The organism is Caproiciproducens sp. NJN-50 (assembly GCF_004103755.1).
Lineage (GTDB): Bacteria > Bacillota > Clostridia > Oscillospirales > Acutalibacteraceae > Caproicibacter.
In genome coordinates this window covers 295,950-322,848 of the sequence record NZ_CP035283.1, presented here as the reverse complement: position 1 = coordinate 322,848, position 26,899 = coordinate 295,950, and the positions used below count along the sequence as shown (strand labels likewise).

Below are 26,899 nucleotides of genomic sequence, written 5' to 3'. Positions count from 1 at the left end.
CCTCCTTAAAGTACATCAAAATCGTTCGCGGTATAGGTACAGTCCAATTTTTGTGCGTCGGTGCTGGAATCGTCCAGAATGCCAAATGAAATTTTATCCGGGATAACGCCGGTCATTTGAACCTCGACGCGGTTTGAGTTGTCTGTACCGGCATCGGAGTAATACTGCAATTCAATATCGGGTACGTCTCCGCCGTTTTTGTAGTTTCTCCACGCCTTTGCGAACGCGTTTGACACATTGTAATAAGATAAGTCCCCCGTAATATTCATGCCTCTTACGGCATGCTGCTGCGTTCTGGAGCCGAGAAACATTTTATCTTCTTTGGTGGTTTCTACACGGCCCTCAATCTTTGCGATTCGGAATGCTTCCAGCCGGTCACCGTCCAGCGTAAAGTACGCTTTCCCATCATGGCCAGAAGGAATATCCTGTAAATTCTCTTTGTTCATTCTTTACGCCTCCTTACGCAATAACGGTGATCTGAATCTTATCCACCGTATCAGCGACTTTGATGTTTGCCGTTGCAACAACGCTGTCGGAATCGGTTCCGGCATTGATTGTTACATCGTCTGCGGTGAAATCTTCCAGATAACCGGGATTCAGATAATTTTCAGTAGTGAGTTTTACGACTTTCGCTTTGATCTGAGCGCGACCCTCTACGCTGTTCCTGATCTTGCCGATGCACTTCGTGTCCAGGAGCTTTTGCAGATTCATAGCGTAGTTGTCAAGCGTCCGCATAATCAGCCCTTTGTGGAAATCCTTCGGGGCCTCGTCGGTGTATGTAACCAGTGAATTGATGTCATACACGACGGTGGGGACACCATAAATCAATGCGACAATCAGCTGCCCGCTCTGCACGGCGGTTTCCTGCTGCGTATGCGTAAGGCTGGGACTAACTTTTGTCCACCAACTGATTTGGTGGTGGGTCAAACTGCCTGTAATCCCGACTTCGGCAACCAGTCCCGCAATTGTGGAGCATGCCTCCAACGCAGACAGATCGTAATCGTCAGGGCCTCCGCCCACGGTATTATTGTAAATGGCAACATTGTCCGCAGCAACGCCGCTCATTACGGCCTGAATCATGTTGTTCTTTGCTCTCTGATCCGCTACAAATGCGCGAAGCGCGGTAATTGTTGCCGCCGTGCTTCCGCAGTAGGCGATTACATTGAATGTGTACTTCTCCATCTCTGCAAGCCACAAATCCGCCTCTGTGGAGCGTGGAGTACCGTTTGTGCCGCCGGTCAGTTTGACCGAAGCCGCCGCAAGCGTGCCGGTGCCTGAGACTGAAATGAAATCATTTGCGACGAATTCCGATTCATCGGTAACTATCTGAGAATCAATCTCAGTAGTTCCAACCAATGTTTTGATCACCCAGGACTCGCCGCTTGCCGTTACCGTCACAGTGATGTCATTGCCAAGGGTACCGACATACTTTGCTGTTGCCGTAATTCCGGTTACTACTGTTCCAGTAGCCTTTACACCGCCATCGGTATTCGACCGATAAAGAATCAATTTATCTGCACTGTGAAGAACTTCGGCAACGAGTTTCATTCCAGCGCCGGTATAATCAGAGCGTTTGTATCCGAGCGAATAAAGCGTGTCATCGCTGGCATTGATCTCCGTCACCGTATCGCCCCAATTCAAGGCGAATGGCATAGCAACGATACCAGTTGCGACAAGCTCCGCCGCACGTTCCCCAGCCTGAACTGTAACGTTTGTTCCGGGTAAAATCTGGATCATATGTTAACCTCCTTTGTAGCTTTCTGGATAATTGCGGAATCGTCAGGCAGGATCTCCCACGCCGTGACGTTTCCGGTCACGTGTCCTAATCCGTCGGTAATGTCCGAGCTTTTATCAAGCATCCGAAACGTGCCGATGTCGGAAGGAATCACGTCAAGGTTTTGAAGCAATAAAAAAATCGTGTGAGAAATCTCAGCACGATCTGTTGAATCTTTTGGAATATAGGTTATTTCAAGGCCAAAAGTAAATTCGTCTGTGTCTGCCAGCCGCTTTGAATTCTGCTGCTGATAAAGATTAACCGCAAGCTCAGGAGGGCTTACCCCGGACTTTCGGTTCCCTATATCAACTTTCATAGTCGGAAACAGGTTTGCCATAACAACGGCGGTCCCTATCAAAAGATTGTCAGCGATGGTTAATGTGCTTGCAAGCCTCCGAGCGTTCAAACTCGGGTTAAACCATATATTGGTTGGAATAGTCACATTACCACCCGCCTTTCTTCTTTACTCGCTGAATTTCTTTATTGAAAATAGATTGCGCTGATTCTTGAGCGGAATTTTGGCCGTATTCCAGCATCCTAATTCCATCTACCCATCCGGTCGTTTCGCCTTTTTTGCTGACGATGCGGTGCCCATTGTTTACATAAAGCGAATAGTACACACTATTGTGATATTTGCTCTCGTGCCCGTTTCCTACTTTATGAGTTCCGCCGTTAATCCAACCTTTGCGTAGCGTACCTCCTACTTTGCCGCTTCCCTTTGGGTATTTCCCTACGGGTGTCTGCTTAATCGTTTCTGCCATTGCCTTTGCGTTCATTTGAGACAAAACGCGCTGTGCGCTATCGTCAAGGTCAGCTCCCAATTGCTTTAGTTGCTCCATGTACTGCTGAAATCCAATAACGCTCATGATATTTTCACCCCGGATAGCACAACGCTGTTCGAGAATGTGCGGTTAAACGGAAGCCCAGCAAGTCCGGTAAACGTTTGACCTTTGTGCAACACCGTAATTGAATCGCTCTGCTTAAGCGTTACGGCAGTATCGACAAGCAAAGTAAAAACGGGTTCCGTCATTGCGGCCGCATTGTCGGTATTGAGAACCGGCGCAGACTTTTCGGACAGGTGACATAAAATGTTTTCGTAAACCGTTTGTGTCTCTGTAGACTGGTTTACATCTACATCCCGTGTCACCGTCGCGTAATCGTCCCACTGTGCTTGCATGACCGATTTACAGCTTGCGATAGTATCTATTGGTAAATTCATACTACCACAACCTTCTGAATGCGTTTAACGTGGAAGAATAGTCAATAATCGGAGCCGTTGCTTTGTTCGTATCCGTATTGAACGTTACCGACGTATCGCCCTCTGAAACCGACTTAACTGTACCGCTTGATTGCTGGAATACGCCGCCTTTAAAAATTGACCATGAGATTTCAACCCACGCATAGAACAAGCCATCGGGTAAGCCGGTCATGTCTTGCGGAAGTTTGCAGTATGCGCAAATGCTTTGCAGGGCCTGATTGATGAAAGATGTGTATTTCGCCGTATCATCGGCGGACGGCGATGTTGCTATATAGCCGCGCGCCGTCCACTCCGTCAATACATCACTTACTGTTTTTGCCATCCTTTGCACCGGCTTCCTTTTTCTGCTCGTCCGGGTTCAGCACTTCGAATCCTTCTCCGGTGTATTTCGTTACCTGGGAATCGTCCACAAGAAGAACCATTCCCCTTCGCTTAACGTAAGTCATTATTTTCCCCCTTACGCCTGTGCGGTTGCCTTGGTATGAATGTAAATACCGGCGGTTTCGTTGTCCTTGACAATCAGGTCATGGTGCATACGATAGAAGATGTCATAAGCATCGGCGGACTGGTTCGCATCAGGAGTAATGATCTTGTCGGCATTGCGCTTAATCACCGCATGAATCGCGGACTTCAATGCATACACGAAGTTGATCGGTTTGTTGCCCGTAATCGTCTGGAACCCGCCCGCAGTCTGGCCAGCCGTAGTACCATCATTCAACTGGATAAGGCTGTTGAAACGGGTCTGCGGTACTTTCACGATAGGCGTAATTCCGTCTAGCATTTCAATGCGGCGGTCAATGTCTGTATTCGCCTGACCAACGTCGATACGGCGGGAAATGGCAGCATCGGATTTCAGCATCCGGTAAACTTCGTTGGTGACGTACAGAACGCGTCCTTCCTGCGGAACATCTTTTTCATTCATGGCGGATTCCGCGACATCGAACAAGGAAATAATGCTGTCGGAAGACGTAAGGTCTTTTGTTGCTACTGTCGCAAGGGTGCCGGAGCGAGTAGCCGCCGAGTAGATTTCAGCGAAGCGAACAGCGTCAATTTCGGGAACCTCTTTCGTTCTCACGTATTCAGACGCTACCTGACGATAAAGGTCGAACGCTACTTCATCATTGTCAATCACGTCGATACGGAACTTACGGCCACGGTCATACTGTAGTGTGTGTTCCTCCCAGGTTACGGAAGCCGCGCCCTGAGTGTATCCGGTATCACGGTCGTAGTTGCCAGCACCGTCAACGGAAATCTTCGGCAGTTTGATTTTGTTGGTTCCAACGAACTGCGTCGCAAGCGTCGCATCGTCCATGTCGGACGTTACGGAAGCCTGCTCGTAAATCAGGTCAAGGATAGGGATAAACTTTGTTACTTTTTCAGAAAAACTGTTGATTGCCATTTAATATTCAGCTCCTTATGTTTTCGGCAGTTTTACTCCTGCCTCTTTTGCCCATTGTGCCATATCATTATCACCGGTCTTAGGCGGATCGCCTTTTACCGGCGGCGGCGGATTCTGCGTCTGCGCGTCCCCGAACAAATAAGCCGAATCCTTTTTCAAGGCTTCAAGTTGTTCATTCAGGCCTAGGACGTTATCCCCGTCAATTGAAATTTTGCTTTCGTCCAGCAAAGCGCGGACGGCCTTTGTGCTTTTGGCTTTTGCGCCAAGCAAAGCAGTTTCAACCTTGCTGTCAAGCGTGACCTTTTTCAGGTTGGCTTCATAATCGGTTTTGGCTGTCTTGTTTGCTTCCTGCGCCTGTGTCAACTGCGTTTTCAAGGCTTCATTGTCACCGGCCAACTTTTCAAAGCCTTTGATCTGTTTGTCTCGGTCGGCGATTTGACCTTCAAGGGTCTTCTTTGCCTCGTTTGCAGTGTTGAAATCAGTGCGGGAAACAAATCCTTTGCCGATTTCGGTAGATACTTTTTTGTCAATATCTTCGGTGTACGTATCACCTAAGATTGTTTTTAGCCATTCGAGCATTGTAACTCCTTACCCGCTATCCTTTTTCTCGGGCCAGTCCCCGCATTGCGGTGTGCATTATTTTGTTCCGCGCACCACGGATAATTTGGTATTAAAAAACGCCCTGCCGTAAGGCGGGACGTTTTCAATCAATAACCTGAATATCACCAATATATCGCTTTATCACGTTCTCTGCCGCCCGTTCAGCAGCATTGACAGGATACCCGATTTTGCAAGAAGCAGAAGGGACATCCAGATCAATTGTGATGCTAGATGACAAACTTTCGATAACCGCATCGTGAATTTCTTTTATAAGCTCGCTTCTCTTGATTTGCTTGGCCATTGTTGCGCGAGAAAAAGTTTCCGAATAGCACCCGCCCGCTGCGGAATCCGCTGATTCCCGAAACATCTGCGCAAGCTGCTTGCTGATTTCTTTTACGGAAGTAGAACCGGAATTTATGTTGATGACCGGTTCAATTCTTGCTGCCTTGAATTCTTTGAAAAACTTTTCAGCCGCCGTATTGAACATATATTCAAGGTCTGCACGGGTAATATCTTCTGACATAATAATCAATCCTTTTTATTTATTCAGCCGTTACGCGGCAAGCGAGATAAGCGGATCACCGCCTTTCATCCCCTATAGTGACAATGGCCATCATAAAAAGCACCACAATCTTTCCCAATGCATGGCATACGGTCTTGCTTTTCTAATAGCTTTGGGTATGCATTGTATTGAGATTATCATCGTTGTACTCATATGTATTTTCAGTGACTTGCTCAATTTTTAAATTGTAGGGGCAATACTTCATATGCCTTTTCCTTTCGCCCATTCTTCATATGTCTGCGCTGTTGTCTGATAGGATTTGCCTGTTTCAGGGTCACGGGCTATTCGTGTACTGTCGAACCCTTCAACATCGACATGCGGCGCGGCAACGCACCGGCAATTCACATGGAAAGGTGGGTAATTAATGCCCTCAATCTTTTTTGATAGATCGTATGTCTTGCCATCAAGTGGAGCACAGATATTACATGTTGCCTTGTCCAGCACTGCGACGATTTCATATTTCTCTATGCCATCGTCCACATATGCCTGATAATTGGCCTGACCGGTAACGTGCGACGATTCATTGTAAAGAAGTCGGTAAGATTCGTATTTCTTGCCGGTTCCGGTTACATTGCCTTGCTTATCAACGCGAACAGCGCCGATCTGCTTTTGAAGTTCTTCGGAAAAGTCTTGCGGAGGTCTGCCAGTGACAAACATATTTGTTAATGTTTGCCGGATCTTAAAGCCTGTATCAATGTCCTGCCGCCATAGGTGTTCTGAAATATCCATTCCGAAAACCGGCTGCTCAATCACTTTTCGAATTGCGCTGTCTGCCAGTTTTGAAAACTTGAATTGAAAACCTGTGTACTGCTCAATGTCGAAAAGCCTGTGGTAATACTCCTCAGTGTAAATCTGTGTTGCCGTGCTCTCAATCTGCTGCCGCTGCTCCTGATAAAGCTTTTGCAGAGTGGCGTCGCACTGTGTCAGGAGCGCCTCATAGCGGGTCACGCGGGCTTTCACGGACAGGTTGTCAACTTGAAGGTTGAACGTGCCGATGGAATCCTTTGCGAGTTTTTCAAACTCCGCCAAGTCGCCGCGAAACTCCCGCAACTCGGAAAGAGAAAGGATCTTCTGCGCCTCGTCCAGCGAGATTTTGTTGTTATTCGCATATCGGACATAGAAGCGGAACACGGTGCCGTTGAGGTCGCGCTTGGCCTGCTCAAACGATGCTATGAGGTCCGGGAGCTGACCGTTTACGGCTTTCTCCATGCGGCCTATGCTGTCAATCGAGCGCTGCTCCCAGTACGACGGCATCAGAGATCACCGTCGCCGAAAGCATCGTCCAAACCACGCAGTATGCACAACAGGGCGTTATATTTGGTTCGAATCTTTTCGGATTCAGTTTTAGCGCGCTCATACGCTTCACAGGTCGCCTTGTTAATGGCATCTTTTAATTCTTCCTGCGTATAAGTTTTTTCTGAATGGCCATCAAAAAAAGTCTTATTCGTCATTCCTTTTCACCCCCATCATTTGCATTCGGCTCCGGCTTTCCGGGAGGCTTTTCCTGCCCCGGAGCGCCCGCCTGCTGGTTGTATTGGTCGAGCAGGTTCTTTTCTCGCTCCTGCTGCTCCTTCTCGATCTGCGCCCGCTCTGCCTGCCAGTCATCAACCAGCGGGTGAACCTTGGTCTTAGTCTCGTCCGACATGACCGTGTTCGGCGTCTGCGCGATAATTGCTGAAATCTCTGTATCATTCTGCGGCTTTGTCCGTTTCCACGTCTGGTTGAATTGTGTGGATTCATCAGAACCGAGATAGTGAAGAATCGCTTTCAAAAATTCATCAATTGCGGTCCTGAACTCGGTTTCCATTAACCCGGCCTTTTCCTCCAACTGCCCATAAAGGTATGAAATGTACACCCCTGACTGATCGCCCGAAGTCGGGGGGTTCGGATTGACTGCCATTGCAGAAAACCAGAATTCTTCGTTGAGGATTTCGCGGAACTTTGAACGAGCCTCGAAAGGAATAGGTGCCTGAATCGGTTCAACCCCGCCGCCGTTATCTCCATCTACAGATACAAACTTTTTCAGTTTCATCATCTGCACAGGGTCAACCGGGCGCTTAATTGGATTCCCATCATTGTCAAGCTTTGGGCTACCATCCTGATTGTATGCCGTAACTTCACGCTCGCCGTTATAGTTTTTTAGCACCCATATAATTTCCTGAATATCGTCAATATCGTTTGCAAAGCCGCTCACGAGCTTATCCAACGCGTCGATGATATCTTTGTACATGATAAGGTCGTTGTCGGCGTGAGCGTTGTTCTGGAACTCAATAAACGGTATCCTGCCGTAGTCGTGCGGCTGAATGTTATACGTTCCGTCGGGAAGCGTCTCAAAGTCAATCGTAGGTGCCTTGCATTCGGCTGTTGCTTCCGGCTTAATGAGATATGCTACTTCCTGATCGTCCCAAAACTCATAGCGCGTTACCGGATTACCGCCAGCGTCTAGAAACGCATAAGCCCTAATCAAATACAATAGCTTTTTCTTTGCCGTTGAGCGGTCGTATATGGGCCGAACTGTCAGCGGGTTAATATACCAATAGTCGAATACATTCTTGCCTGTATCGTCCTTGCCTGACCAATATTCAAGCCATCCTTTGCCCGTGTTGGAAGCATCAAGGCCAAGCTGACGAATTACTTTCGGCCACTGCGTACCCATCGTATCCTGAACCTGTTTGAGTAGCGGATCATCACCCGTTCCGCTATCGTCTTCCGGTACGTCAATCTGCGGCGGTTCAGAGAATAAATAACCAATCTTTTGATCTACTACAAGGCGGTGGCGATTCAGCGATACGCGGTTGTCCGCGCTATGTAGAGGGTTCGCTCCGATCAATTTCAGATAGCCGTTTACTTCGTCAATTGCGGCGGCACCGGTATTCTTGATTTTGTCATGGTTGGAATAATAGTCGAATCCCTCTTGCGCCACTACCGCGAAGTGCGCATATTCGCCCTCTGTATTCTGAATGTACTTTCTGATTGCGTTTAAATCCTGCATTTAATCACCACCCTATTGTTGTTCCGCCGCGATGCATTTCGCTTTCCATTGCGTACCGTGCGGCATCTATCGTATGGTTATCTTTATCGGGATACCCTGCCTTGAAATTCCCGTTTGCGTCCCGGTCCAGCTCATAGCCGTAAAACTCACGCCATGTGTTAGGGCAGCGGTCCGGGTCAATTATGATTTCTTCCAATTCATCCGAAAGCCACTTGACACCATAGTCAACACTGTCTGGACCTTTCTTTGCCCCGCGAATGCGAATTCCCGCTTCTCTGTAATCCGCTATGCTTTTCGGTTCGGCACTATCTGCCGTTACTTCCTGATTCAATGGGTTATGCTGCTTCACGAGCTTTCCAGATGCGCCATTGCTTAATCTAACCTGATATATTTCATCGAAAATAAAAAGTCGCTTGCGCGTCTTGTCGTACTGGCAAGCCACATAAGCGAACGGGTCCGAAGCATATCCCCAGTCAAGGCCACGATGAATCCTATCAAACCTCTTGATTTCTTCGTCGGTAATCGTGCGTTGCGTCAGGTTTGTAAACACTTCCGCGCCGGTCCCGGTTACTTCGCCCAGGTATTCATGCCGGTATGCTTCTGGCTTAACCTCTTTTAAGTGCTCCGCGTCAACTATGAACTGCTCTCCTAGCCACGCAGGGGGAACGGTTAAATAATTGCTATGATGTTGCAGCATGTCGGGCATGGAGAATTCAACCGGATCATTTACCCAGTTCCTTTGAGACTTTGGCGGATTGTAAGTGTAGAATACTGTGAACTGTTCTCCACCACGAACAACCGACTGCTGGATACTCCTGATCTTTTCAGATCCTTCGAATTCGTCCAGTTCTTCAAACCATAGATATCTAATATAGCCTTTTGAAACTTTGATTGACTTCGATTTTTTGACTTTATCAGCGCCGCGAAATAGGATCTGCTGGCCGGTTGGAATATAAGTAAGGCGCAGCGGTGATATTGTATCTTTCCAGTATCCCGATACGCCCAATTTATCAATCGCCCATATAAGCTGCTCATAAACACTATCGTGAAGATTCTCTTTGTACCTGCGAAAAGCTACTGCATTCGTGTACTTGCCCTGTGCCGCATCCCGCATCATGCCGCTTATGATTTCTTCGCTCACAAATGAGGACTTTGTAGAGCCGCGCCCGCCGTCTAATTTGTAATAGGTGTGCTTGCCTTGCTTTATATCATGATGGACCGGGTAGAACGCAGGGGCGATAATATCAGTCAGCTTTACTTGATTCTGGGATATCATCAACGATTGTCACCCCGACATCTGCGTCAAGCCGCGTATTGTCAGTAAAGAGAGCGTAGCGCCGCCCGAGAAGTTCAGCGGCCTTGTTAACGTCTGAAAGCTTTGCCGGTATCTCAACGATTTCAGGTGTTTCCTCGTCAACGATCTTTTTCTTACCGTTGGAGTCATAAGAACTTTTATGCTTTTTCGTGACTACAACGGTGTTTTCCTTTTCCTCACGGCGAAGGATTCGGGTGAGCGTTTGGAGAACTTCATTTTGATCTGCAATCGTTTCATCCTTGCGGACCTGCATTTTCTTATCAATTTCAGCACGAATATTAGCATAGCTTAACAAGCGACTTCCTTGAACCGTCGCCGCTACGGGGCTATATCCCGCGCGAATGGCGGCTTGCGTAGCGTTCAGATCAATTAAATATTCATCAATGAATCTCTGCTGTTTTGCTGTAAGTTTGGAACTCACCGCCTCTCACCTCGCTTTACTATTTATTCCTAAAGAAAACTATCATAACAATGAGTATTATTAAATAGCCCCATTGAGGTATGTTCATGCTTTTCTCCCGCACCATATCAGCCTATTCCATTCCGCTTGCAGCTCCGCCAGTTCCGCTCGTTCCTCCCTTGCGAGGGACGGCTTGCTTTTCAGATTCAGGATTGCTTTGTATATCTCCTGCCGTCTTTCTGGAATATCCAAGTCTATCCCTCCAATAACGATCGGCTCTGGCCTCCGCTGCCCCAAATAGATACGAATTGAATTCTGGTATGTAATGATATTTCATAGTTCACCAAAACAAAAGCGCACCGCCGAAGCGATACGCTAGAATATTCAAGCGCGCCCGCCGAAACCGTGCGCCTCGGTTGGATCGATACAGCCTGACAAGCCTTCCGGCGGGTATGTAGTGTCAGCATCCGGTTAACACGCCGCAGTCAATCCGTTTGAATTGGCCTTTATGCTGGCATATCTGCGCCGCCCGTAGCAAGTCGAGCGGCGCTTGGGAGGACCCGGCTATTATTCCCGCCGCCGGGAGGCGAGTTCGATATGGATAAATGTTTCCTTGTAAACGCTCTTACAACTCTTCATTTTTAATTATATCGTAACTATCGTCACAATGGTCACTTTTGCAAATTTCTTTTAAAAAATCTGCGCGAATATTCTTTTTCGGCGCTAATGCTTCTTCCACTGTGCGCCGCTATTTCATTCCATCCAAAACCCTTGCGATACTTCCAATCAAGGATGTTACGAACGCGCACGTCCTCAATGCCGTCTATAAACCCGTCTATGGCATCTTTTTCCTGTTCGAGTAATTTCACCTCTTGCCGTGCTTTCTCGTCTCTGCGGACCCCGTGGAGCGTAACTGAGTGGTTTATGTATGGATACTCGTCAAGCGAACCCTTTACCGAGTCTGTGACGATTGTCGTTTTCAGGTCTTTCAAGCGGACAATGATGTCGTGATAGTTCTCAAGCTGTTCTCGCGTCAATCAACATCCCTCCTATCGGTTCTTCCGTAAAGATAATCCATTGAGACATGCAGAGCGTCGGCCAGATGGAATAGAGAGTATCCAGGAGGGCCGCTTTTTCCGTATTCATAAAAACGGATCATTGTCAGTGATAATCCGGCTCTATCGGCAAGTTGCCTTTGCGACAGCCCGGATTCCTCGCGGAGCTGGCGAAGACGGTCAGGGAAAATCATGATTTACGCTCCTTCAACGCGGCTTCGGCTGCTTCACGGGTGTGTCTGTAGTTTAAGCAAGTTCTTCTATTATTCCCTTGCTCTTTCATTGTGGCCCAACGGCAATTTTCTGGTGAATAACCTTTGTCGTTGTCAATACGATCAATAGATAGCCCTCGCTTGTATCCATGAGCCAACGCCCATCTTCCAAATTCACCCATGTCATGCCATTCTTTGCAAACCTGAATTCCCCTTCCGCCATAGTTTTTATAGGCGTGGTTATTTGGGTTTTCACACCGCTCTATCATCGAATTATGTACGCTATAAAGCGGGTGCCCTACAAAACCATGTATTACCGATTTTTCCCCATTGAAAATTCTAACCTCATGTCTCAAGCATCCGCAACTCCGCGTACGTCCCCTCAAGATGTTGTCTGCACTCGTTTCAAACGATTTTCCACAATCACATTTGCATTTGAAACGCGTTTTGCTTCCATGAACATAAATAACATCAGTTACTATAAGACGTCCATATCTTTTTCCTTTGTATTCACTAAAATCCTTTTTGCACATTTTTAAGATGCTCCTTCGCTTCACTCTCAGTTAGAAAGACAGTTATTCCAATTGCGCCGACCGGATACCGCTTACGTTCTTTCTTCCACGAAACATGATGCTCGACTTGAATTTTCATGAGCGTTTGCTTTCTGGTCTTGACAATTCCGATAATTTCTCCGACCAAAAGCTTTCCGTAATCGACCGTCACGAAATTCCATGTATTTCCCCATGTGTCGGCTCTAACAAAAACCTTATCCCCCACTTTGCACGGCAACTCCACGATCTTCCCCTCGTCGTACTGTTGAAACAGTTCAGGCAACATATTGAGCGCTGCGGCTTTATCTGTGGAGTATGTATCGCGGATTTGCTGGATAAGGTCAGGCATGGTTTTCCATTTCCTTTCTCAAATCTTCTTTGATGTAATAATTCCTGCCATACTTCTTGCATGCCGCTTCTGCCGCTTCTCCAAATGCTTTCCAGTCGATATTTGACGGATGATAATTCATTTTCCCAATCTTGAATTTGTCAATATAATTGCCTTTTTCAATCAGGAGAAGAACGTCGCTCGCGCTAAGAACCGGTTCGCAGGATACCCACGTATTAATTTTTGCGGCGTGCGCGCCTTTCAAAGCCTGCAAGCGCCAGAATGGAGTGCCAGCGCCCGGCTCTGCGGGCGAAATGCCGTCCGTGAGATTCGGGTAGCCCGCGTATGTAACGCCGAACCAATCTTCTCTGTCTAAAAGGTCAAAGTCATGTATCGCGTCAGTTCCATTCTTCGTAAGAATCTGAACATGGTTGCCCGCCGCTTTTATGGCTTTGATAATTTCGCGTGTTGAGAAAGAATCATAGCCCAGCGGGTACGGGTCACAAGTGAAGCACAGATGAATCAGTTTTCCAGTGATATGCTCCGATTCAAGTTGACGCTTTACGGCTCTCACAATATCCTTGCGTGGCTCCACATGACCGCTAAAATCTTCGCGGCTCCTATGCAATACAGACGGCGCAAAGCAATAAAAACAGTTGTGTGGGCAGCCTGTGTAAATGTTGATTGCAAGATCGCCGTATTCTTTCGCCCGTGCTTTTGGTTCATAAATTGGTTTCACTTTTCTCCGTCCTTTCTCTCGCCGTAGCTGCAAAATCTCACATATTGCGGCGTAATTATTTCTCCGGTATCATCCAGTTTCCGATATGCTGGGCATTGAACCGTATTTCGATATTGGCAGTCAAAGCATCTCACCACCGGAACAGCGTCAACGGTCGGCTGCTCGTCTATAACATCCATTGCAGATAAGTCCGGGCACACACGATTATTTAACCCAAGAAATTCAATTTTGTCTGCATCAATCGGTCTCATGGCTATCATCCTTTCCACCCATCAGAGCGGAGCAGGAAGGGCAATATTTTGTTGTACCGCCCGTTACCGTATTGTGGCAATTACTGCATTTTGGCTGTGTATAAGTCCATACATTGTCTTTGTGCGCGTAGCCACCAATCCAGTGCCCATGCACCACCGGCTTATACTTTCCTGCGGCGATTTTGCGTAGGTAGGAGGCGGCAAAATTAAATACTTCTTCCCCTTTGTCAAACGTTGGAATACATCCAAATAGGTGCGCGCTTCTTGCATACTGTTCTAGCTTTTCAGCCGCTTCAAGCGGCGTAAGGTCAGGCATGATCTGTGGCCTCCTTTTGCCAATCCTCAAATTGCTTTTTTACCCCATCCGGCCATTCGAGGAGAGTACCACACTTCCCGCAGAAATTCGGGTGCGCGAGCAGGATAAGTCCACATGTGGGGCATCTATATTCCGAGAACTGTTGTTTGCTCTTTATAGAGCTTTTTGAGCCGTAATTGTGTACAATTTCTTCAACTTTCATTTCTTTCCCTCCTGTTCCTGCGCCTGAACGTAATGGTCAAACAGCTTTTGATGCGATGCGGGAGATAAATCCGTATGCCCCTCTCGGATAGCCTGCATAAGCGCCTTTTTCAGCGTGGCGATCTGCTGGTCTTTGGCGGCGTTGTTTTCTATCAGCGCCGGAATATCGGTGCGGGCGTGGGCGATAAAATCCGCATCTGGGCGTTTGTATTTTTTGTTTGAATTAAACAGTCTCGCTATCATTTTGCCTTTTTCACCGATCATATCAAAAACGGTAAAGCCTTTCATGTCAAATATCGAAATCCACGGCCCCGGCGTTGCCGCCTGCTCACGGGCCTTGATCTCTTCAATGTTCAGCATTGTTTTTCTCCTTACTGGCACATTACGTGCATTTCGCGGTATCCCATTTTTTCAAGCTGTTCAATGCTAATCAGTACTTCGCTATGTTTGCGGAAACTGTGCGGCTTGATTTCATCATAAAACGGATATTCTTTTTTCAAGTACCCACGCCATGATTCCAACTCTTCACGGGTGTACCGTTCGCATTTGTCAATCTGGATTGTATAGCCCCCAAAGTTGCGCTCTTCCGAATCTTCCGTATGGAATCCCCAAAACAAGAGGGTTTCAGGTAAAAGTGGCTTATGTTCATTGCATACAATTACATAATTTCTCTCCATGCTTTTTCCTCGCTTTCTGCCGGTCTTTCCCGGCCTTTGCGTGATAAGATATCATCGTTTTCATACGGCGGTATGAGCCGCCGGAATGACGCTGTTTACTTTTCATTTGATGTTCACCCTATAAATATTTCATTTGGCAAAATTACCCCAAAATCTTTGAGAGCCTCGGATTTCATTTCCTCTTTTGAAGAAAATACTCGATTTGTCAAAAGAACATGTACTGCATCCCGTAGCGCTTGCTGGGTAAGTGTTCCAAACGTATTGTAATCTTGCTTTGGAAAAGTTAAATAAGAATGAAAAAATGCAGAAATTTCAGCATCAAATATTCGACTATCTTTCATTTTTTCGCCTCAATCAATTCGCACCCGATTCCGGTACCAACTTCCGTATGCTTTCCACACTTCATGCAGCAGTACCGGCATACCGGCTTTTGCTTTACCGGGCAAGTACGGATTTCACAGGATGGATACTCGCGGTGGCAGTGATAACAGACTTCGGTGTATTGCTTCATCGGACGATCCTCAGTTCAAAATATGGATATTTTTCCCGGAATTCCGCAGCCTTGACTTTGAATGCTGCGGTTTCCATCCCCTTGACATCCTCAACCCATACCCTAGACCCATCCCACACTATGAAATCGGGGCGGTAGCGGATCCCGCCAGAGAGGATAAACGACGGCTGCCGATTGAAACTCTTGATCTGGCCGGTCCGAAGCATTAGCTTTAGCTCTGTGTACCGCTTCGCCTCGGCCTTGCTGTCAAATGTAATTCCATCAACCGTTGTCTTAACGGCATTGTATTTGCTATGCCTTTGATTTCCAAATTTAAATCCTGGAATAAATACAGTGCTCATTCTTCCGCCTCATCCGGGAGCCTTGCCAGCATGGATTGAATTCCCCTGATCTTTTTAATTGCCTCTTCGCGTTCGAAAATATTGCTGCGATTACCAGACTCTACGATGCATTCAAGCCAAACACAGGCTTTCAGGGCCTCAAGTTTCGTCATATCTTGTCTCAACCTCCGAAAACTTCTGAATCTTCGGTTGAAATTCCAGTTGAATGCAACCGCAGCGCCCCTCCTTATTTTTTGCGATCTTCAAAACGCGCTCCTCCGGTTTATCCTCGTCGTACTCTATAAGAAAAACATCATCGGCATCCTGCTCGAACTGGCCGGAATCTCTTAGGGCCGTCATATCAGGCGCGGCTTTACCGGCGCGGTTGAGTTGCGAGAGGGCAAAGACTGTGATCCCGTTCCGCTGGGCTAAGGTGTGCAGGCCCATTGAAATCTTTGTGGCCCTGTCCACGAGGCTTTCGCCGCTTTGCCGGATCAGGGTAACGTAATCTATGAAAATTACCTCCGCGTGAAGTTGTAATGCCTTTGCCTGAATTTGTGCTAGGGAATACCCCGCTGCTCGGACTGTGTAAAAATTTAATTTTTTAAATTCATTGTAGCCATTTGTAATCCTTTGCCATTCCTCGTCGGTGATTGAATTGGTTTTGATTCCTGAAAGTGAGACCTCATTGAACCCGCCAATCAGCCGGTCCCCGAGCTTTTCGTTATTTGTTTCAAGCGAAAAATAAATTGTGGTGTATTTTCTGGAAATATTCCGCATCATCTGGAGGGTAAAAGCGGTTTTCCCTGCGCTCGGACGGCCACCGACGATGATGTAATCCCCCCGCTCGATGTAAGTGTATTTGTCCAGTCTTGAGAATCCGGTGTGTATGTACTCCCTCGGGCTATCCTGCCGGTCGAAGAAGCGCATATACATTTCCTCGGCGGAAACGGTGTCCTCCTGTTTCGGCTCATCGAAGCATTTCAAAACTTCCTCTGCCTTCCGCTGGCATTCCCCCGCCTCTGTGTTGCGCTGTAAATCGTCGGCAAGCTCAATGGTCAAACTATAAGCCCGTGTCTTTTGCGCGGCCTCACGGACGATCCTCGCGTACTCTGCGGCATGTCTGGCGGAAGGTACAATCTGAGCGGCGGGGATGATGGTGGTTTTGTATTCTTCCCCAGTCAGCGCTAGCACGGAAACAGCATCAATCGGCTTGTTTTGCAAATACAGCTTTAGGCATGCCGCGTAGATCGTCTGCATTTCCGGAACCTGAAAGTCTGTTGGCTCGATGATCAACTGAATCTCCGCCATCGTTTTGGCCCCTCCGAGAAGGATGCTGCCGATCAGAGATTGCTCGGCCTCAATATTCATGATCATGGTAAAAAATCGTCCTTTCTGCCCGGATGGGCTTCATCTTCCCAGCGCTTTTGATTCAACCAGGTCGCCGGGTTCGGGATGTATTGCCCGCCGTCGCGCTGCCACTGATCTGATCGTCGTTGAAGCTTCAGGGCCTCCAACATGGCAACAAGCAAAACTTCGTTTGGCTTGTATTTTTTGAACGAGCGTTCAGCCGCGCCCTTGCCAACTTTTTTTGGATATGCTTTCCAGAAGCGATTAAAGCGATCCTCGAGAGTCATGGAGCGGCCAGCGAATTTCTCCGCTCCTGTGGCCGTTTGAACCGGTAGGCTCTCGCCTTGAGGTCCCTCTTTCTCGCCCCCTGTGGGGGCTATAGGGGTATTTCGTGTATCGTGTATCGTGTATCGTGTATCGGGCGATTTTTGAAACATCTGATTTCCGATGATATCATCTGATTTCATGTGGCTTCTTTCATCATTGGGGAGCGGGCACTTCGAGCGGTGTGCTCTGGTCTGCTGGTGCCGCTCCCAGCTTGACATTTTCAGGTATTCATGGCCGGAGTTTTCATAGAAAAAGATCATATTTTGCGCTTCCAATTCGGAAAGCCATGATTTCAGTTGATCGTCTGTGATATCAGATGATTTCAGCGGGAAGCACTTGCTTTTGACGATTGGGAGCCTGGCATCCAGCAGTCCGAAATCATCACAATTTACGATTAGTCGATAAAAGAGACGTTCCGCCTCGATGCTCAGATGGTCTATGCTGTCGCTTGTGCAAATTGATTCTTTTAAAATTCGGTTCGGCAATTTCTCACCTTCTAAAGTCTCATTTGTCCCTCAATCTGCGGCCTCTCGTCCTCTCCACGGCGCTTACGCCTCACGTAGGAGTGTACCGGTATCAACTCACGGTTTGAACCTAAAAGCGCTTTCTCGGCCCCTCTAGTGGCATCCCTGACATGCCGTTCCCGGCTGCGCTCCTGCTTGAGCCATCTCTCGGTAAGATAAGCCTCGCCATCTGCTGGGCGGAAGTACCCGGAGCCGTCAATGTTGAGTATCGCGTAATCTTTTCTCGCCCGCTCGATCTCCCGGCGCATGAGCCGGTCCGGCAGCCCTGTTACGGCGCAGAGCTGCTTGCGGCTGATCGCGTTGGCGGAACCGACGGGGATATAGTCAATGATGTTCATGGCGCCGCCTCAAAACGGGAGATCATCCGGAACCGGTGTTTCTTCAAAATCTCCCATATCTTCTCCGGCGTCAATATCCGCTGATCCGTGCGCGGGTTCATATGTATTTTTGTTGCCGCTATTGGAATCCCTGTCGCGCTTCGGCTCCGCAAAATGAACCGCATCAGCGACGATCTCCACGGCCTTGCGCTTATTGCCATCCTTGTCCGTGTAGGTCCGCGTCTGGATGAAACCCTGTACAATTACCATGTCGCCCTTCTGAAACCACTTGCAAATTAGCTCAGCGGTACCGCGCCAAGCGACACAATCGATGAATGCGGTTTTCTTTTTCTCACCGTATCCAATATCATTTGCTAGAGAAAATGATGTAACGGAAATACCGTTCGGTGTGTGTCTCAGCTCAGGCGTTGCGATAAATCTGCCTTGAAGATTCACGGAGTTAAGCATTACATTTGCCTCCTAATGTTTTTGTTGTTCAAATTTGGGCGCATCAAAATTTCATTTTCTTTCCATCCGTTGTCAATTCTCCACCGTAGTGTTGCTGCTGAAATGCCCACTTTTCTGGCCCATTCAGAAACAGGAAGCTTTATTCCTGATATCGTTAGAAAAACCGTATCCCTTCGGTTGTTTTCCTGTTCCTCATATGTTGACCATTTACAATTTGAAGGCGCATAGTTTCCATCGTAATTGATGCGATCAATTGTCAAATTTTCAGCATATCCGTTTTTCATAGACCATTTGAAAAAAGATAAAAAATCATGTAGCCATTCGTCACATACTTTTATTCCGCGCCCACCGTAATCTTTGTAAGCGATATTTTTTGGATAATAGCATCTACTTTTCATTCCGCACCAAATAGTCCATAGGCGCGTTCTTGACATACCATGTTTTGGTGGATTATTAAGTGGAGCAATTTCTTTTTGCAGGCATCCACAACTCCTAGTTTTCCCAGAAATCAAACTATCTGCTAAAACTATTTTGACTTTCCCGCATTCGCATTTACATAACCACTGAGCCTTCCCGTGAATGTTATTGCTTGCTTTGCTTATTACGGTAAGTCTGCCAAAAACATTGCCTAGCAGGTTTCTAGGTGCCATTCATTATCCTTTCAGCCGTAAAGCGGCGTTACAAATAATTTTTACCAAATTCGTTTATAAACCGTGCCGTATCCCATCCGTAATAATTCATTGCGGCGCGTTGCCCTGCACGTTTCAAAATCAGGTCGTTTTCGTGGTTGTTATGTACGCCATACGGCCCCGTGTTGTGCATTTCGTGAGTCAAAAAAACGACAAGGCCGAGTTTGATTGACTTCTGACGGTACGGCCCGAAAAAAATTTCATGGCGGGCAAAACCTGGGCGGCGCTCATTCGTCCAAAACGGGCCGGGAGGAACAATACAAAATTCTTCCTTTTTGATTGTCATTTCACCCCTTCAAATTCAATCTGACCGTCAAGGTTTTTGTCCTCCATCCACCAATCAAAAACTTCATCTGCGGTTTTCCATTGCGTAGGTTTTCCGGCTGCTTTTCGCCTTTTAATCATTCTTCCAAATGCGAGACGATAATTTAATTCATACTTTGGGTATCTTCGGAATTCATCGTAACGATGCTTCTGCGCCATCGGGCAACCAACACACCCAACGCGAGAAAAGCCACATTCATAAAGCGGATTCATACATAAATGTTCAGACCTTGCAAAGCTCCAAACATCTGAATTTTTCCACTCAATTATTGGATTTATTGTTGTGGTGCCTTTTATTGGACACGCTTCAAAATCTTTGCGCGATTCGTCATTATCATCAAAAAATAAATTGTCTCTTCCCGCTTCAAGCGCTCCACGGTTAGCCTTTCTGCCTGTGCTTTCATCCCAGCGTACCCCAGTAGTAACACAACGATTTTTACCGCCAGATTCCTTGAAAATTTTGCAACACCATCGAAAGATTCGTGTTGGAGGTCCAAAAGACGGAATCAGTCCCCAGATGCTAGCCGGTTGCCATTTATACCGTGGAAGATTTAGCGTGCATTGAATACCTTCCAATTCCAACCTGTGAAATGTTTCCCGGACATGCCGCACGGTTTCCGGCGCATCCGCCGTGGTATGATTGTGTTGAACTTCAAAATCAATTCCAGCCCTTTTTGTTAGTTCCAAATTGACTTCTGAATCCTTGCCGCCGGAATATGTAACAATCAGCGGAGCATTATAGTACGTTTCAGAAATCTCGGCGGCATACTGAATCCGTTTTATTGCTGTTTGTTCTAAGTCCATAGCGCCTCCCTCTTTGCGATCTCCTCCGGCGTATCGGTTTGGATGCCCTGCGCTTTGCAATCGTCAACGATAAGCTCGATCAAGCGCGACATTTGCGCGGAGTCATAATCCGAGGAGCCGAGGTAACAACGGATATTGTGGTATCCCGGCGTATGCTTGCACTCCCCGAGATCGTCCGTCATGCGGCCAACGTGACCGGAGCACCATATCTTATCCCATCGCTCAATCATATCTTCCCGAACCGGCTGGATAACAAAATTACCGGCTACATCGTGAATATATAGGCGATAGATTTCCTCCGGAGATATATGGAGTTTTGATGCGAGTTTATCCATGAGTAGCCATGCATAGGCGTTGGCGTCGAGCGACCGTTTTTCACGGTGGATTTTTATCTCAGCATCATAGAGCTTTCCGTTCTGCATATCGTCGAGAAACATCTTCGCCTGCTCCGATGCTCTGGTGCGGAGTGAGAGCCAAAAACCATCGCCGTCCTGCGCCCATCGTGCACGGTCAAACTGTATCCTCATGCCGGTTCAGCGTCCTTATCCGGGCGCTTTTCCAGAGCTTTCACGATAAACGTAAACTGTGCTTCTGTAATGTGGCCGATGGTATCGGGCACGTCGTGCGGGAACTTCTTGCCGAGGTACGCCAACATTTCTTTTGCGTTCCATCCGGTACGGTGCAACTCTTTGAGTATGACGGTCTGCTTGATCTCGCCGATGTACTGAGGAGCGGCTTTTTGGGCTTTTTCTGCCTCTTTTTCGGCCTTATCATCCAATTCGGCACTTGAAATCTTGTCGGGGTCCTCCCCGGTTGGAAGTGCAAATACACGAAGCCACATGTACTTAAAGGCGTATGTCATGGCCTTGCCTGAACCTTTATCCTGCGAGTCCGCACCGTCGCCAGCGGAAGCGATTTCGATAAATTCTTTCGGGTCCTCCACGTTTACCATCCGGTATTTTGTGTCAACGTGGGTGATGCTGCCCGCGCGGTTGGAGTCCTGCTGGAATGGATAGACAATCAGGTTGTACTTGATAAGCTCGGCGCGCATAATGGCTGTTACTTTTTCCTCAGACAGCGCCTTGTAATTGGTTTTTCCAAATTCGACATGATCGTCTTTGGCAAGATATTGGACATCCTGCATGATCGCGAGGATTTTTTCGTAGATATTCATTTCACGCCTCACTTAATCGACAATTTTTCGCCTGCCACGAGCTGCGCGTGAGGGACTTCGGCCCCGGCTTTCAGCGCGTTTTTGACGGATGTTTTGTTGATGATCGGGTCTTTTACGGTGAGCATATCCGTGTCTTTCTGAGTTTTGGCCCACTCGATAAAGGCGTCCTCATCGTCGATCTGCACCGAAGGTGGATTCTTTCGGATTTTAAGAACGTTGCGAGGCGTTTCCAATTTATCCTTTCCGCGCAGTTTGAATTGCTGATAAAGGTAGTTTTGTAGGCTGTCAGCCTTATGCTTTTTGGCTTCTCGGCGCTCTGCAAGCGCGTCTTCTTCTGCTTTGATAGCCTGTGCATCGCTCAGAAGCGATTTTATGTAACATGCAATATTGTCCGCTTTATCGTCAAACTCTCCATCGAGCGCTTCCAGCGTGTCAGCAATGGCTTCCTCTGGAATATCACCGGATGCAATCTGATCCAAAAACGCCTTATAGGTCTGATTGATTTCATAAAGCGATGCCATTATTTTTCCTCCTTCGTGAGCAGTTCCTTTTCCAGCGCGTTCAGGGATTCAAGCAGGGCGCGAAGCTGTGTTTCTGCGTCTGCGAAAAGATCATCAGCTATATAAATTTTCCCAACAAATGATGTAGTTCCGTTTTCTGCTGGCGTTGGTAGCGGGACAAAATCAGGTTCTGGATAATTCCCAACTTTAGGAGCATTATCATACCCGTGCTTGTATCCCCAGCACTCAATTCCAGTACCGTCGATTTCAAAATGTATTTCCGCTTCCGTTGTCTCATTGATACGGAGCACTTTAGCCGCACAGTCAAGGACAAGCTGATTTACTTTGCTCATTTCACTACCTCCAGAAGTTCGCCGTTTTTCAGCTGGTAGTATGTATCAGCTTTGATCTTCTTGCCGTCTACTACAACGGCTTTCCACGTTTTGATGCCGCAATCGTCCTTGTTTTCCTCGCAGATCACCAGAACGGCCCCGAGACCGCCTTTTGCTTTTACGCCATCCCCGCGGACCAGGCCGACGCCGTTTTCTCCGACGGACACCGAGCCGCGGGATGTGGCAGCGCCGCGATAGCCCGCAGTGGCAGCGCCGGATTCGCCCGCAGTGGCAGCGCCATAATTGCCCGCAGTGGCAGCGCCGGATTCGCCCGCAGTGGCAGCGCCATAATTGCCCGCAGTGGCAGCGCCATAATTGCCCGCAGTGGCAGCGCCATAATTGCCCGCAGTGGCAGCGCCGGATTTGCCCGCAGTGGCAGCGCCACAATAGCCCGCAGTGGCAGCGCCATAATTGCCCGCAGTGGCAGCGCCGGATTCGCCCGCAGTGGCAGCGCCACAATAGCCCGCAGTGGCAGCGCCGGATTCGCCCGCAGTGGCAGCGCCATAATTGCCCGCAGTGGCAGCGCCGGATTCGCCCGCAGTGGCAGCGCCGGATTCGCCCGCAGTGGCAGCGCCGGATTCGCCCGCAGTGGCAGCGCCGGATTCGCCCGCAGTGGCAGCGCCACGATAGCCCGCAGTGGCAGCGCCGGATTCGCCCGCAGTGGCAGCGCCATAATTGCCCGCAGTGGCAGCGCCATAATTGCCCGCAGTGGCAGCGCCATAATTGCCCGCAGTGGCAGCGCCGGATTTGCCCGCAGTGGCAGCGCCACAATAGCCCGCAGTGGCAGCGCCATAATTGCCCGCAGTGGCAGCGCCATAATTGCCCGCAGTGGCAGCGCCGGATTTGCCCGCAGTGGCAGCGCCACAATAGCCCGCAGTGGCAGCGCCGGATTCGCCCGCAGTGGCAGCGCCACGATAGCCCGCAGTGGCCTGTTTCGGGTCCGTATGCTCGAATGTGGTATGCGCTTTGACATATTTGATATGGGCTTTTACCAGCCCAGGAATACCAATCTCCGCGCCAACCGTGATTTTCTTTCCTACTCGCTTAGAATCATCTTTACGCTGACCGGTTACATCATCGAGGTCAACCTCGCAATACCGGCTTCCGGCACCAGGCGCGTAGTATCCCAGAACGTCAATTGGATCTTCGCAGGCGTGAAACCCCGTCTCGCAAAGGTCTGCATCTGGCTCCTCGTCGGTCCGCCCGATCTCATATTGGTGCCCACGGCACTGTAAATTTTTATTAAAGCCCTTGTAAGCTTTCATTTGACAAACTCTCTTTCTCCGCCTATAATAGCGGTGTAGATTTATCGTTTTGCCGTCATGCGGGTGCCAGCCGCTTGGCGGCGCTTTTTATACAGGCTTGGAATTCACCATTAGTCAAATTCATAGCCGCTTTAATCCAGACCTCCGAGTACCCATGCTTTAATAATTCGTTTACTCGTTTCTTACGTATTTCAAAGTCCCACCCGAACAGGGCGTTGTTAATATCTCTGACTTCTGGAGAAATACGGTCATACCCGCAAACGCAATCCGGATATTCGCAGTGAAAACAGTTGTGATTGCACTTCATTTATGGCCGTCCTTTCTGGCAATCCGATCATGTAGGTCTCTGCCCATCTGCACCATCCCGCTATGTACGTCTGCTTCGACAGCAGCTTTATAGGCCGTGCAGAACTTTCGGCAAACTTCCTGCCGCAGGATGCACGGGCAGCGGGCGCACGGGTCATACATGATACTTCTCCGCTCTGCGGAATCCAAGCCGGTATGCGTCACGGTTGCTGTGGATCCGCTGTTGTTTCCAGCGCAGGGCCTTGCGGATATGGTGGGCGGAGATAAGGCGGGTAATGAATTTCATTTTGTTTCGCTTCCTTCCGGGCGGCGGGCGTAAACCATTCCGCCTTGGCTTAAAATTTCTTCAAATGTACTCCGGCCGCCAAGATTATTTGTGATGTAAATATCATCCCCGTCGTCACCATCCGGGTCTGAATGGTAGGCGACAAGCCCGTACATGCCCAGCCCTCGGAACTGTGTCCATACGCGTTCCCCGTCCATCTGCCGGAGTTGGTAGAGCGTCAGCGGTTTGTTTTCCGGGGCGGCGCGGCGGTTCCAAGCCCCGGCAGCCATCACTCGCCGGTCGATGATACTTCCGTCCGTATTGTGGAAGTCTTGGAATCCGGCCGTTGTTGCTCCGCATTGAGCACATCTCGTCCATGCTTTTTTAGAATTAACTTCCTGCCAGGCTTCGCCCCCGCAGAACGGGCACGGTTTCAGTTCTTCCATCAGATTTCCTCCTATTCTTGTAAATTTTCCCTTTCCGCAGTAGAATATTGTCGGAAGGGAGGTGATATTGATGATGCACTATGCTCTTTGCAGCTCAAAAAATTGCACTTATCATCAAATGTATGGTTCGGAAATTGTAGCTGGAAGGTCAAAAATTACTGAGATGAAAAAGTTTTGCCCTTACTGCGGGTCTCCTATGATCGGAAAATGTCCTAATTGCGAGGCATTAATCGAAGACAACACCTACAAATTCTGTCCTGATTGTGGCAAGCCGTACAAGTAATCCAGCAACTAAAGGGAGCCTTTCGCAGAGGCTTCCTTTAATTTCGCTCCGCAGTTTCCACAGTATTTTGCTTCGGGTAAATGCCATTGCTTGCCACACTTCGGGCAAACGCAAAACTTTGTTTCCTTAACATTTTTCTCCATGCTTTTCCCTCCTTCCCCGCCTCTCGGCGGTATTTCAATTCTTTTCACAAAATTCGGTTGCCTGTAGCACAACCTGTAAAATTTCATCTGCGGTCAATGTGCCCTGGCCAATCAGCAGTTCAATAAAAACAACCAGGATGCAGACGGCCGGCATTACTTCATCAGGCACTAGTGGGATATCCACGGCGTGGGAAACCGGATCATAGTCGATGGTGTAATGTTCGGATTGGTCCACTGGGAACGGAATCACATTACTCACGGCATCCTCACCGCCCCGATCAGACATGCTGCATAAATCAAATGGATTGCGATATGGTTCCAGCGCGGGACTGGCTTCTTGTCGTGCCCAAAAGCGTACCCGGCCCAAAGGATCAGCGTCACGGCGATACAAACAGGCTTCATAGGTCGTACCCCGTGCGGTAAATGCGCAGACATCTTTTCAGCAGACTTTCCATCCAGACATTGCCTTGCAGTTTGGAGGCTTTAATTGCTGCCTTAATTGCCCGCACGGTTCGCTTATGTGCGTTTCTGCGGAGCGATTTCATATAGGCTGATTGAGCTTCGATCAGCTCAAAATTGGTTGCGGCTGTTTGCGGATTGTTCATAAAAGCATCTCCTTAAAAATAATGGAGTGGCTTTTGAACGTCGTTGGATTTACGGTTCCTGTTCTTTTAAAATATCCTCAGAGGCGGAAATCACTGAATCTGCAAGCGGTCCGGTATATATCCCTTTAAGAATGCTCGAAAGAAGAGGCTCGTAAAGGGACCCAAATCCGCGTTCGTGTAATTGCTGCAAAAGCCAGCGCTGGGTTAAATGAATTTTCTTTAGTCTGATCTGGATATTAAGCCCTTCCAAAAGTCACGCCTCCTTTCTCGCGTCCAGATTGTGATACCATGCGTAAAATTTTCCGGTTGGGATATTGAACCCCCTGTTTGCCTTTCCGCTTTCCTTCCAGCCCAGGCCAATTGGATTGTATCCCATCAGGCAGGACCGGAGGCAATAGCCGGAAATGCCAAGGAATTTTGCGGCAATATCTACCGGTATCGAGCGTGGATAGGTATGAACAAGATCATCAAGTTCTGAAAAACGGCTAAGGACTTCATTAGGGATTTCCATGATTGCTGAACAACTCCTTTACCTTCGCCCTGCCTCGCTCGTTATACATGAATGTCGGAACCTGCTTCGGCCCGTGTTCGGATTTTGACAGTGTGGTAATGCCATATTCGTCCGTTTTCAGCCCTGCCGCCGTGGCTTTCTTGCCAACGGTGATCCGGTTGCTTCCAACTTCATCCGCAATATCCTGGGCACTGTAGAGCTTTCCGCATTCCGGGCGAGCGCCAATTTTTTGTCCGGTTACTTCTTCAATGGTAGTCAGGCCGAACACCTGCGCGGCGATTGCGGAAAGATGCTTATCGCCGATTGTCTTCATGAGCACTTTCAAAGCGCGTGTCTTTGCATTCATCGACATTGCATGAACGCGTTCCTGCTGCATTTGAAGTTTTAAATCTGCCGTCGGCACCTTGCGGAAGTATGTATTCACAAGCTGCCGCTGAACCGCCCAAGCGAGATCGTCTGTAAAGGATTTAACAAGCATGAGATAACCGGATTCGGTGATGATGATTCCTTTAGGTGCCTTGTTGCTGAATCCGTATGTCCGTCCGAAATCGTCACCGACATCGGAACGACTGATTTCAAAAAAGTCCGTGCCTTTTACAAAATGCTGCTTGTTTTCGTTGAACCGCTTCCGGGCAGCTCCTTCTTGCTTGCTATGGCAAGCATCGATATCCTTGAAGGTAACGACACGTTGACCGTGGTATTCTTTGACAGTGAGGTCCGTGCGGTTGATCTTGATAATTTCGTT

50 protein-coding genes are annotated in these 26,899 nt (G+C 48.3%); 1 reads left to right on the top strand and 49 read right to left on the bottom strand.

Annotated features, from left to right (window positions below):
* Window positions 1–5: 5 nt before the first annotated feature.
* The 43 genes from EQM14_RS01655 to EQM14_RS01465 all read right to left on the bottom strand — a co-directional run bounded on the left by EQM14_RS01655 (window position 6) and on the right by EQM14_RS01465 (window position 24,612).
* Window positions 6–446, bottom strand: coding sequence for a phage tail tube protein (locus EQM14_RS01655; protein ID WP_128741325.1), 441 nt, complete (start codon window positions 444–446; stop codon window positions 6–8).
* Window positions 447–459: 13 nt separating this feature from the next.
* Window positions 460–1,737, bottom strand: a complete 1,278-nt coding sequence (locus EQM14_RS01650; protein WP_128741324.1) for a phage tail sheath N-terminal beta-sandwich domain-containing protein — start codon at window positions 1,735–1,737, stop codon at window positions 460–462.
* Window positions 1,734–2,216 (bottom strand): phage tail terminator family protein, encoded by a 483-nt coding sequence (locus EQM14_RS01645; protein ID WP_128741323.1) that lies wholly within the window; start codon window positions 2,214–2,216, stop codon window positions 1,734–1,736. The genes EQM14_RS01650 and EQM14_RS01645 overlap by 4 nt, the downstream gene beginning before the upstream one ends.
* A gap of 1 nt (window position 2,217) precedes the next feature.
* Window positions 2,218–2,640 carry an HK97 gp10 family phage protein gene (locus EQM14_RS01640; RefSeq protein ID WP_128741322.1) on the bottom strand — a complete coding sequence of 141 codons (423 nt, stop codon included), beginning with the start codon at window positions 2,638–2,640 and terminating at the stop codon, window positions 2,218–2,220.
* Complete coding sequence (locus EQM14_RS01635; RefSeq protein ID WP_128741321.1) at window positions 2,637–2,993, bottom strand: hypothetical protein; 357 nt, start codon at window positions 2,991–2,993, stop codon at window positions 2,637–2,639. The genes EQM14_RS01640 and EQM14_RS01635 overlap by 4 nt, the downstream gene beginning before the upstream one ends.
* A 1-nt stretch (window position 2,994) precedes the next feature.
* Window positions 2,995–3,354, bottom strand: a complete 360-nt coding sequence (locus EQM14_RS01630) for a hypothetical protein (protein ID WP_128741320.1) — start codon at window positions 3,352–3,354, stop codon at window positions 2,995–2,997.
* Window positions 3,335–3,478 (bottom strand): hypothetical protein, encoded by a 144-nt coding sequence (locus tag EQM14_RS16220; RefSeq protein ID WP_164918914.1) that lies wholly within the window; start codon window positions 3,476–3,478, stop codon window positions 3,335–3,337. Before EQM14_RS16220 ends, EQM14_RS01630 begins: the two co-directional genes overlap by 20 nt.
* Window positions 3,479–3,489: 11 nt before the next feature.
* Window positions 3,490–4,431 (bottom strand): hypothetical protein, encoded by a 942-nt coding sequence (locus EQM14_RS01625; protein ID WP_128741319.1) that lies wholly within the window; start codon window positions 4,429–4,431, stop codon window positions 3,490–3,492.
* 15 nt (window positions 4,432–4,446) lie between these two features.
* Window positions 4,447–5,010 (bottom strand): phage scaffolding protein, encoded by a 564-nt coding sequence (locus EQM14_RS01620; RefSeq protein WP_128741318.1) that lies wholly within the window; start codon window positions 5,008–5,010, stop codon window positions 4,447–4,449.
* A 124-nt stretch (window positions 5,011–5,134) separates the two neighbouring features.
* A complete protein-coding gene (locus EQM14_RS01615) occupies window positions 5,135–5,554 on the bottom strand; it encodes a hypothetical protein (protein ID WP_128741317.1) in 420 nt (139 codons plus the stop codon).
* Window positions 5,555–5,794: 240 nt separating this feature from the next.
* On the bottom strand, window positions 5,795–6,847 hold the full coding sequence (locus EQM14_RS01610; RefSeq protein ID WP_128741316.1) for a minor capsid protein: 1,053 nt from the start codon (window positions 6,845–6,847) through the stop codon (window positions 5,795–5,797).
* The gene (locus tag EQM14_RS01605; protein WP_128741315.1) at window positions 6,847–7,044 is read right to left on the bottom strand and encodes a hypothetical protein; all 198 of its coding nucleotides are present in this window, start codon (window positions 7,042–7,044) and stop codon (window positions 6,847–6,849) included. Before EQM14_RS01605 ends, EQM14_RS01610 begins: the two co-directional genes overlap by 1 nt.
* Entirely contained in the window at window positions 7,041–8,585 is a 1,545-nt protein-coding gene (locus tag EQM14_RS01600) for a phage portal protein (protein ID WP_128741314.1), read from the bottom strand. The genes EQM14_RS01605 and EQM14_RS01600 overlap by 4 nt, the downstream gene beginning before the upstream one ends.
* A gap of 4 nt (window positions 8,586–8,589) precedes the next feature.
* The gene (locus EQM14_RS01595; RefSeq protein ID WP_128744196.1) at window positions 8,590–9,861 is read right to left on the bottom strand and encodes a PBSX family phage terminase large subunit; all 1,272 of its coding nucleotides are present in this window, start codon (window positions 9,859–9,861) and stop codon (window positions 8,590–8,592) included.
* Window positions 9,830–10,321: a terminase small subunit gene (locus EQM14_RS01590; protein WP_128741313.1), complete on the bottom strand. Its 492-nt coding sequence runs from the start codon at window positions 10,319–10,321 to the stop codon at window positions 9,830–9,832. Before EQM14_RS01590 ends, EQM14_RS01595 begins: the two co-directional genes overlap by 32 nt.
* Before the next feature lie 84 nt (window positions 10,322–10,405).
* A complete protein-coding gene (locus EQM14_RS16215; protein WP_164918913.1) occupies window positions 10,406–10,552 on the bottom strand; it encodes a hypothetical protein in 147 nt (48 codons plus the stop codon).
* Window positions 10,553–10,971: 419 nt separating this feature from the next.
* The gene (locus EQM14_RS01585; protein ID WP_128741312.1) at window positions 10,972–11,337 is read right to left on the bottom strand and encodes a hypothetical protein; all 366 of its coding nucleotides are present in this window, start codon (window positions 11,335–11,337) and stop codon (window positions 10,972–10,974) included.
* Entirely contained in the window at window positions 11,334–11,549 is a 216-nt protein-coding gene (locus tag EQM14_RS16920) for a helix-turn-helix domain-containing protein (RefSeq protein ID WP_128741311.1), read from the bottom strand. The genes EQM14_RS01585 and EQM14_RS16920 overlap by 4 nt, the downstream gene beginning before the upstream one ends.
* The gene (locus tag EQM14_RS01575) at window positions 11,546–12,100 is read right to left on the bottom strand and encodes a hypothetical protein (protein WP_128741310.1); all 555 of its coding nucleotides are present in this window, start codon (window positions 12,098–12,100) and stop codon (window positions 11,546–11,548) included. The genes EQM14_RS16920 and EQM14_RS01575 overlap by 4 nt, the downstream gene beginning before the upstream one ends.
* Window positions 12,081–12,467: a hypothetical protein gene (locus EQM14_RS01570; protein ID WP_128741309.1), complete on the bottom strand. Its 387-nt coding sequence runs from the start codon at window positions 12,465–12,467 to the stop codon at window positions 12,081–12,083. Before EQM14_RS01570 ends, EQM14_RS01575 begins: the two co-directional genes overlap by 20 nt.
* Window positions 12,460–13,185 carry a radical SAM protein gene (locus EQM14_RS01565; RefSeq protein WP_128741308.1) on the bottom strand — a complete coding sequence of 242 codons (726 nt, stop codon included), beginning with the start codon at window positions 13,183–13,185 and terminating at the stop codon, window positions 12,460–12,462. Before EQM14_RS01565 ends, EQM14_RS01570 begins: the two co-directional genes overlap by 8 nt.
* Complete coding sequence (locus EQM14_RS01560) at window positions 13,182–13,436, bottom strand: hypothetical protein (protein WP_128741307.1); 255 nt, start codon at window positions 13,434–13,436, stop codon at window positions 13,182–13,184. Before EQM14_RS01560 ends, EQM14_RS01565 begins: the two co-directional genes overlap by 4 nt.
* Window positions 13,423–13,752 carry a hypothetical protein gene (locus EQM14_RS01555; RefSeq protein WP_128741306.1) on the bottom strand — a complete coding sequence of 110 codons (330 nt, stop codon included), beginning with the start codon at window positions 13,750–13,752 and terminating at the stop codon, window positions 13,423–13,425. The genes EQM14_RS01560 and EQM14_RS01555 overlap by 14 nt, the downstream gene beginning before the upstream one ends.
* Window positions 13,745–13,954 carry a hypothetical protein gene (locus tag EQM14_RS01550; protein WP_128741305.1) on the bottom strand — a complete coding sequence of 70 codons (210 nt, stop codon included), beginning with the start codon at window positions 13,952–13,954 and terminating at the stop codon, window positions 13,745–13,747. The genes EQM14_RS01555 and EQM14_RS01550 overlap by 8 nt, the downstream gene beginning before the upstream one ends.
* Window positions 13,951–14,313 (bottom strand): hypothetical protein, encoded by a 363-nt coding sequence (locus EQM14_RS01545; protein ID WP_128741304.1) that lies wholly within the window; start codon window positions 14,311–14,313, stop codon window positions 13,951–13,953. Before EQM14_RS01545 ends, EQM14_RS01550 begins: the two co-directional genes overlap by 4 nt.
* Window positions 14,314–14,324: 11 nt before the next feature.
* Window positions 14,325–14,630 carry a hypothetical protein gene (locus EQM14_RS01540; protein ID WP_128741303.1) on the bottom strand — a complete coding sequence of 102 codons (306 nt, stop codon included), beginning with the start codon at window positions 14,628–14,630 and terminating at the stop codon, window positions 14,325–14,327.
* A gap of 113 nt (window positions 14,631–14,743) precedes the next feature.
* On the bottom strand, window positions 14,744–14,971 hold the full coding sequence (locus tag EQM14_RS01535; protein ID WP_128741302.1) for a hypothetical protein: 228 nt from the start codon (window positions 14,969–14,971) through the stop codon (window positions 14,744–14,746).
* 166 nt (window positions 14,972–15,137) lie between these two features.
* A complete protein-coding gene (locus EQM14_RS01530; protein ID WP_128741301.1) occupies window positions 15,138–15,482 on the bottom strand; it encodes a DUF1064 domain-containing protein in 345 nt (114 codons plus the stop codon).
* Window positions 15,479–15,634 (bottom strand): hypothetical protein, encoded by a 156-nt coding sequence (locus tag EQM14_RS16210; protein WP_164918912.1) that lies wholly within the window; start codon window positions 15,632–15,634, stop codon window positions 15,479–15,481. The genes EQM14_RS01530 and EQM14_RS16210 overlap by 4 nt, the downstream gene beginning before the upstream one ends.
* Window positions 15,621–16,838 carry a replicative DNA helicase gene (locus EQM14_RS01525; RefSeq protein WP_128741300.1) on the bottom strand — a complete coding sequence of 406 codons (1,218 nt, stop codon included), beginning with the start codon at window positions 16,836–16,838 and terminating at the stop codon, window positions 15,621–15,623. Before EQM14_RS01525 ends, EQM14_RS16210 begins: the two co-directional genes overlap by 14 nt.
* Window positions 16,835–17,623: a hypothetical protein gene (locus EQM14_RS01520; protein WP_128741299.1), complete on the bottom strand. Its 789-nt coding sequence runs from the start codon at window positions 17,621–17,623 to the stop codon at window positions 16,835–16,837. The genes EQM14_RS01525 and EQM14_RS01520 overlap by 4 nt, the downstream gene beginning before the upstream one ends.
* An 11-nt stretch (window positions 17,624–17,634) precedes the next feature.
* Complete coding sequence (locus EQM14_RS01515; protein ID WP_128741298.1) at window positions 17,635–18,000, bottom strand: hypothetical protein; 366 nt, start codon at window positions 17,998–18,000, stop codon at window positions 17,635–17,637.
* Window positions 18,001–18,009: 9 nt separating this feature from the next.
* Entirely contained in the window at window positions 18,010–18,447 is a 438-nt protein-coding gene (locus EQM14_RS01510; protein ID WP_128741297.1) for a single-stranded DNA-binding protein, read from the bottom strand.
* On the bottom strand, window positions 18,447–19,097 hold the full coding sequence (locus tag EQM14_RS01505; protein WP_128741296.1) for a hypothetical protein: 651 nt from the start codon (window positions 19,095–19,097) through the stop codon (window positions 18,447–18,449). The genes EQM14_RS01510 and EQM14_RS01505 overlap by 1 nt, the downstream gene beginning before the upstream one ends.
* 28 nt (window positions 19,098–19,125) lie before the next feature.
* Window positions 19,126–19,422, bottom strand: coding sequence for a hypothetical protein (locus EQM14_RS01500; RefSeq protein WP_128741295.1), 297 nt, complete (start codon window positions 19,420–19,422; stop codon window positions 19,126–19,128).
* A complete protein-coding gene (locus EQM14_RS01495) occupies window positions 19,419–20,264 on the bottom strand; it encodes a phosphoadenosine phosphosulfate reductase family protein (protein WP_128741294.1) in 846 nt (281 codons plus the stop codon). Before EQM14_RS01495 ends, EQM14_RS01500 begins: the two co-directional genes overlap by 4 nt.
* Window positions 20,255–20,791, bottom strand: a complete 537-nt coding sequence (locus EQM14_RS01490; RefSeq protein ID WP_128741293.1) for a hypothetical protein — start codon at window positions 20,789–20,791, stop codon at window positions 20,255–20,257. The genes EQM14_RS01495 and EQM14_RS01490 overlap by 10 nt, the downstream gene beginning before the upstream one ends.
* Complete coding sequence (locus EQM14_RS01485; protein ID WP_128741292.1) at window positions 20,788–21,438, bottom strand: ERF family protein; 651 nt, start codon at window positions 21,436–21,438, stop codon at window positions 20,788–20,790. The genes EQM14_RS01490 and EQM14_RS01485 overlap by 4 nt, the downstream gene beginning before the upstream one ends.
* An 8-nt stretch (window positions 21,439–21,446) precedes the next feature.
* Window positions 21,447–21,959 carry a siphovirus Gp157 family protein gene (locus EQM14_RS01480; protein WP_128741291.1) on the bottom strand — a complete coding sequence of 171 codons (513 nt, stop codon included), beginning with the start codon at window positions 21,957–21,959 and terminating at the stop codon, window positions 21,447–21,449.
* Window positions 21,959–22,291 carry a hypothetical protein gene (locus EQM14_RS01475; protein WP_128741290.1) on the bottom strand — a complete coding sequence of 111 codons (333 nt, stop codon included), beginning with the start codon at window positions 22,289–22,291 and terminating at the stop codon, window positions 21,959–21,961. Before EQM14_RS01475 ends, EQM14_RS01480 begins: the two co-directional genes overlap by 1 nt.
* The gene (locus tag EQM14_RS16495; RefSeq protein WP_205703184.1) at window positions 22,288–23,595 is read right to left on the bottom strand and encodes a DUF7666 domain-containing protein; all 1,308 of its coding nucleotides are present in this window, start codon (window positions 23,593–23,595) and stop codon (window positions 22,288–22,290) included. The genes EQM14_RS01475 and EQM14_RS16495 overlap by 4 nt, the downstream gene beginning before the upstream one ends.
* Before the next feature lie 460 nt (window positions 23,596–24,055).
* Complete coding sequence (locus EQM14_RS16810; protein ID WP_256372434.1) at window positions 24,056–24,187, bottom strand: hypothetical protein; 132 nt, start codon at window positions 24,185–24,187, stop codon at window positions 24,056–24,058.
* Window positions 24,184–24,612, bottom strand: coding sequence for a Lar family restriction alleviation protein (locus EQM14_RS01465; protein WP_128741289.1), 429 nt, complete (start codon window positions 24,610–24,612; stop codon window positions 24,184–24,186). The genes EQM14_RS16810 and EQM14_RS01465 overlap by 4 nt, the downstream gene beginning before the upstream one ends.
* A gap of 70 nt (window positions 24,613–24,682) precedes the next feature.
* On the opposite strand from EQM14_RS01465, the gene EQM14_RS16915 reads away from it, so the two are divergent.
* Window positions 24,683–24,895 (top strand): double zinc ribbon domain-containing protein, encoded by a 213-nt coding sequence (locus tag EQM14_RS16915; protein ID WP_128741288.1) that lies wholly within the window; start codon window positions 24,683–24,685, stop codon window positions 24,893–24,895.
* 177 nt (window positions 24,896–25,072) lie between these two features.
* On the opposite strand, the gene EQM14_RS01455 is transcribed toward EQM14_RS16915, so the two are convergent.
* Genes EQM14_RS01455 through EQM14_RS01435 form a run of 6 tightly spaced genes read right to left on the bottom strand, consistent with a single transcriptional unit; the run spans window position 25,073 to window position 26,884 of the window.
* Complete coding sequence (locus tag EQM14_RS01455; protein ID WP_128741287.1) at window positions 25,073–25,297, bottom strand: hypothetical protein; 225 nt, start codon at window positions 25,295–25,297, stop codon at window positions 25,073–25,075.
* Window positions 25,294–25,440, bottom strand: a complete 147-nt coding sequence (locus EQM14_RS16205) for a hypothetical protein (RefSeq protein ID WP_164918911.1) — start codon at window positions 25,438–25,440, stop codon at window positions 25,294–25,296. Before EQM14_RS16205 ends, EQM14_RS01455 begins: the two co-directional genes overlap by 4 nt.
* A complete protein-coding gene (locus EQM14_RS01450; protein ID WP_128741286.1) occupies window positions 25,437–25,643 on the bottom strand; it encodes a hypothetical protein in 207 nt (68 codons plus the stop codon). The genes EQM14_RS16205 and EQM14_RS01450 overlap by 4 nt, the downstream gene beginning before the upstream one ends.
* 49 nt (window positions 25,644–25,692) lie before the next feature.
* Window positions 25,693–25,893 carry a hypothetical protein gene (locus tag EQM14_RS01445; RefSeq protein ID WP_128741285.1) on the bottom strand — a complete coding sequence of 67 codons (201 nt, stop codon included), beginning with the start codon at window positions 25,891–25,893 and terminating at the stop codon, window positions 25,693–25,695.
* A gap of 3 nt (window positions 25,894–25,896) precedes the next feature.
* Window positions 25,897–26,154 carry a hypothetical protein gene (locus EQM14_RS01440; RefSeq protein WP_128741284.1) on the bottom strand — a complete coding sequence of 86 codons (258 nt, stop codon included), beginning with the start codon at window positions 26,152–26,154 and terminating at the stop codon, window positions 25,897–25,899.
* Window positions 26,141–26,884 (bottom strand): ORF6N domain-containing protein, encoded by a 744-nt coding sequence (locus EQM14_RS01435; RefSeq protein ID WP_442861483.1) that lies wholly within the window; start codon window positions 26,882–26,884, stop codon window positions 26,141–26,143. Before EQM14_RS01435 ends, EQM14_RS01440 begins: the two co-directional genes overlap by 14 nt.
* Window positions 26,885–26,899: the final 15 nt, after the last annotated feature.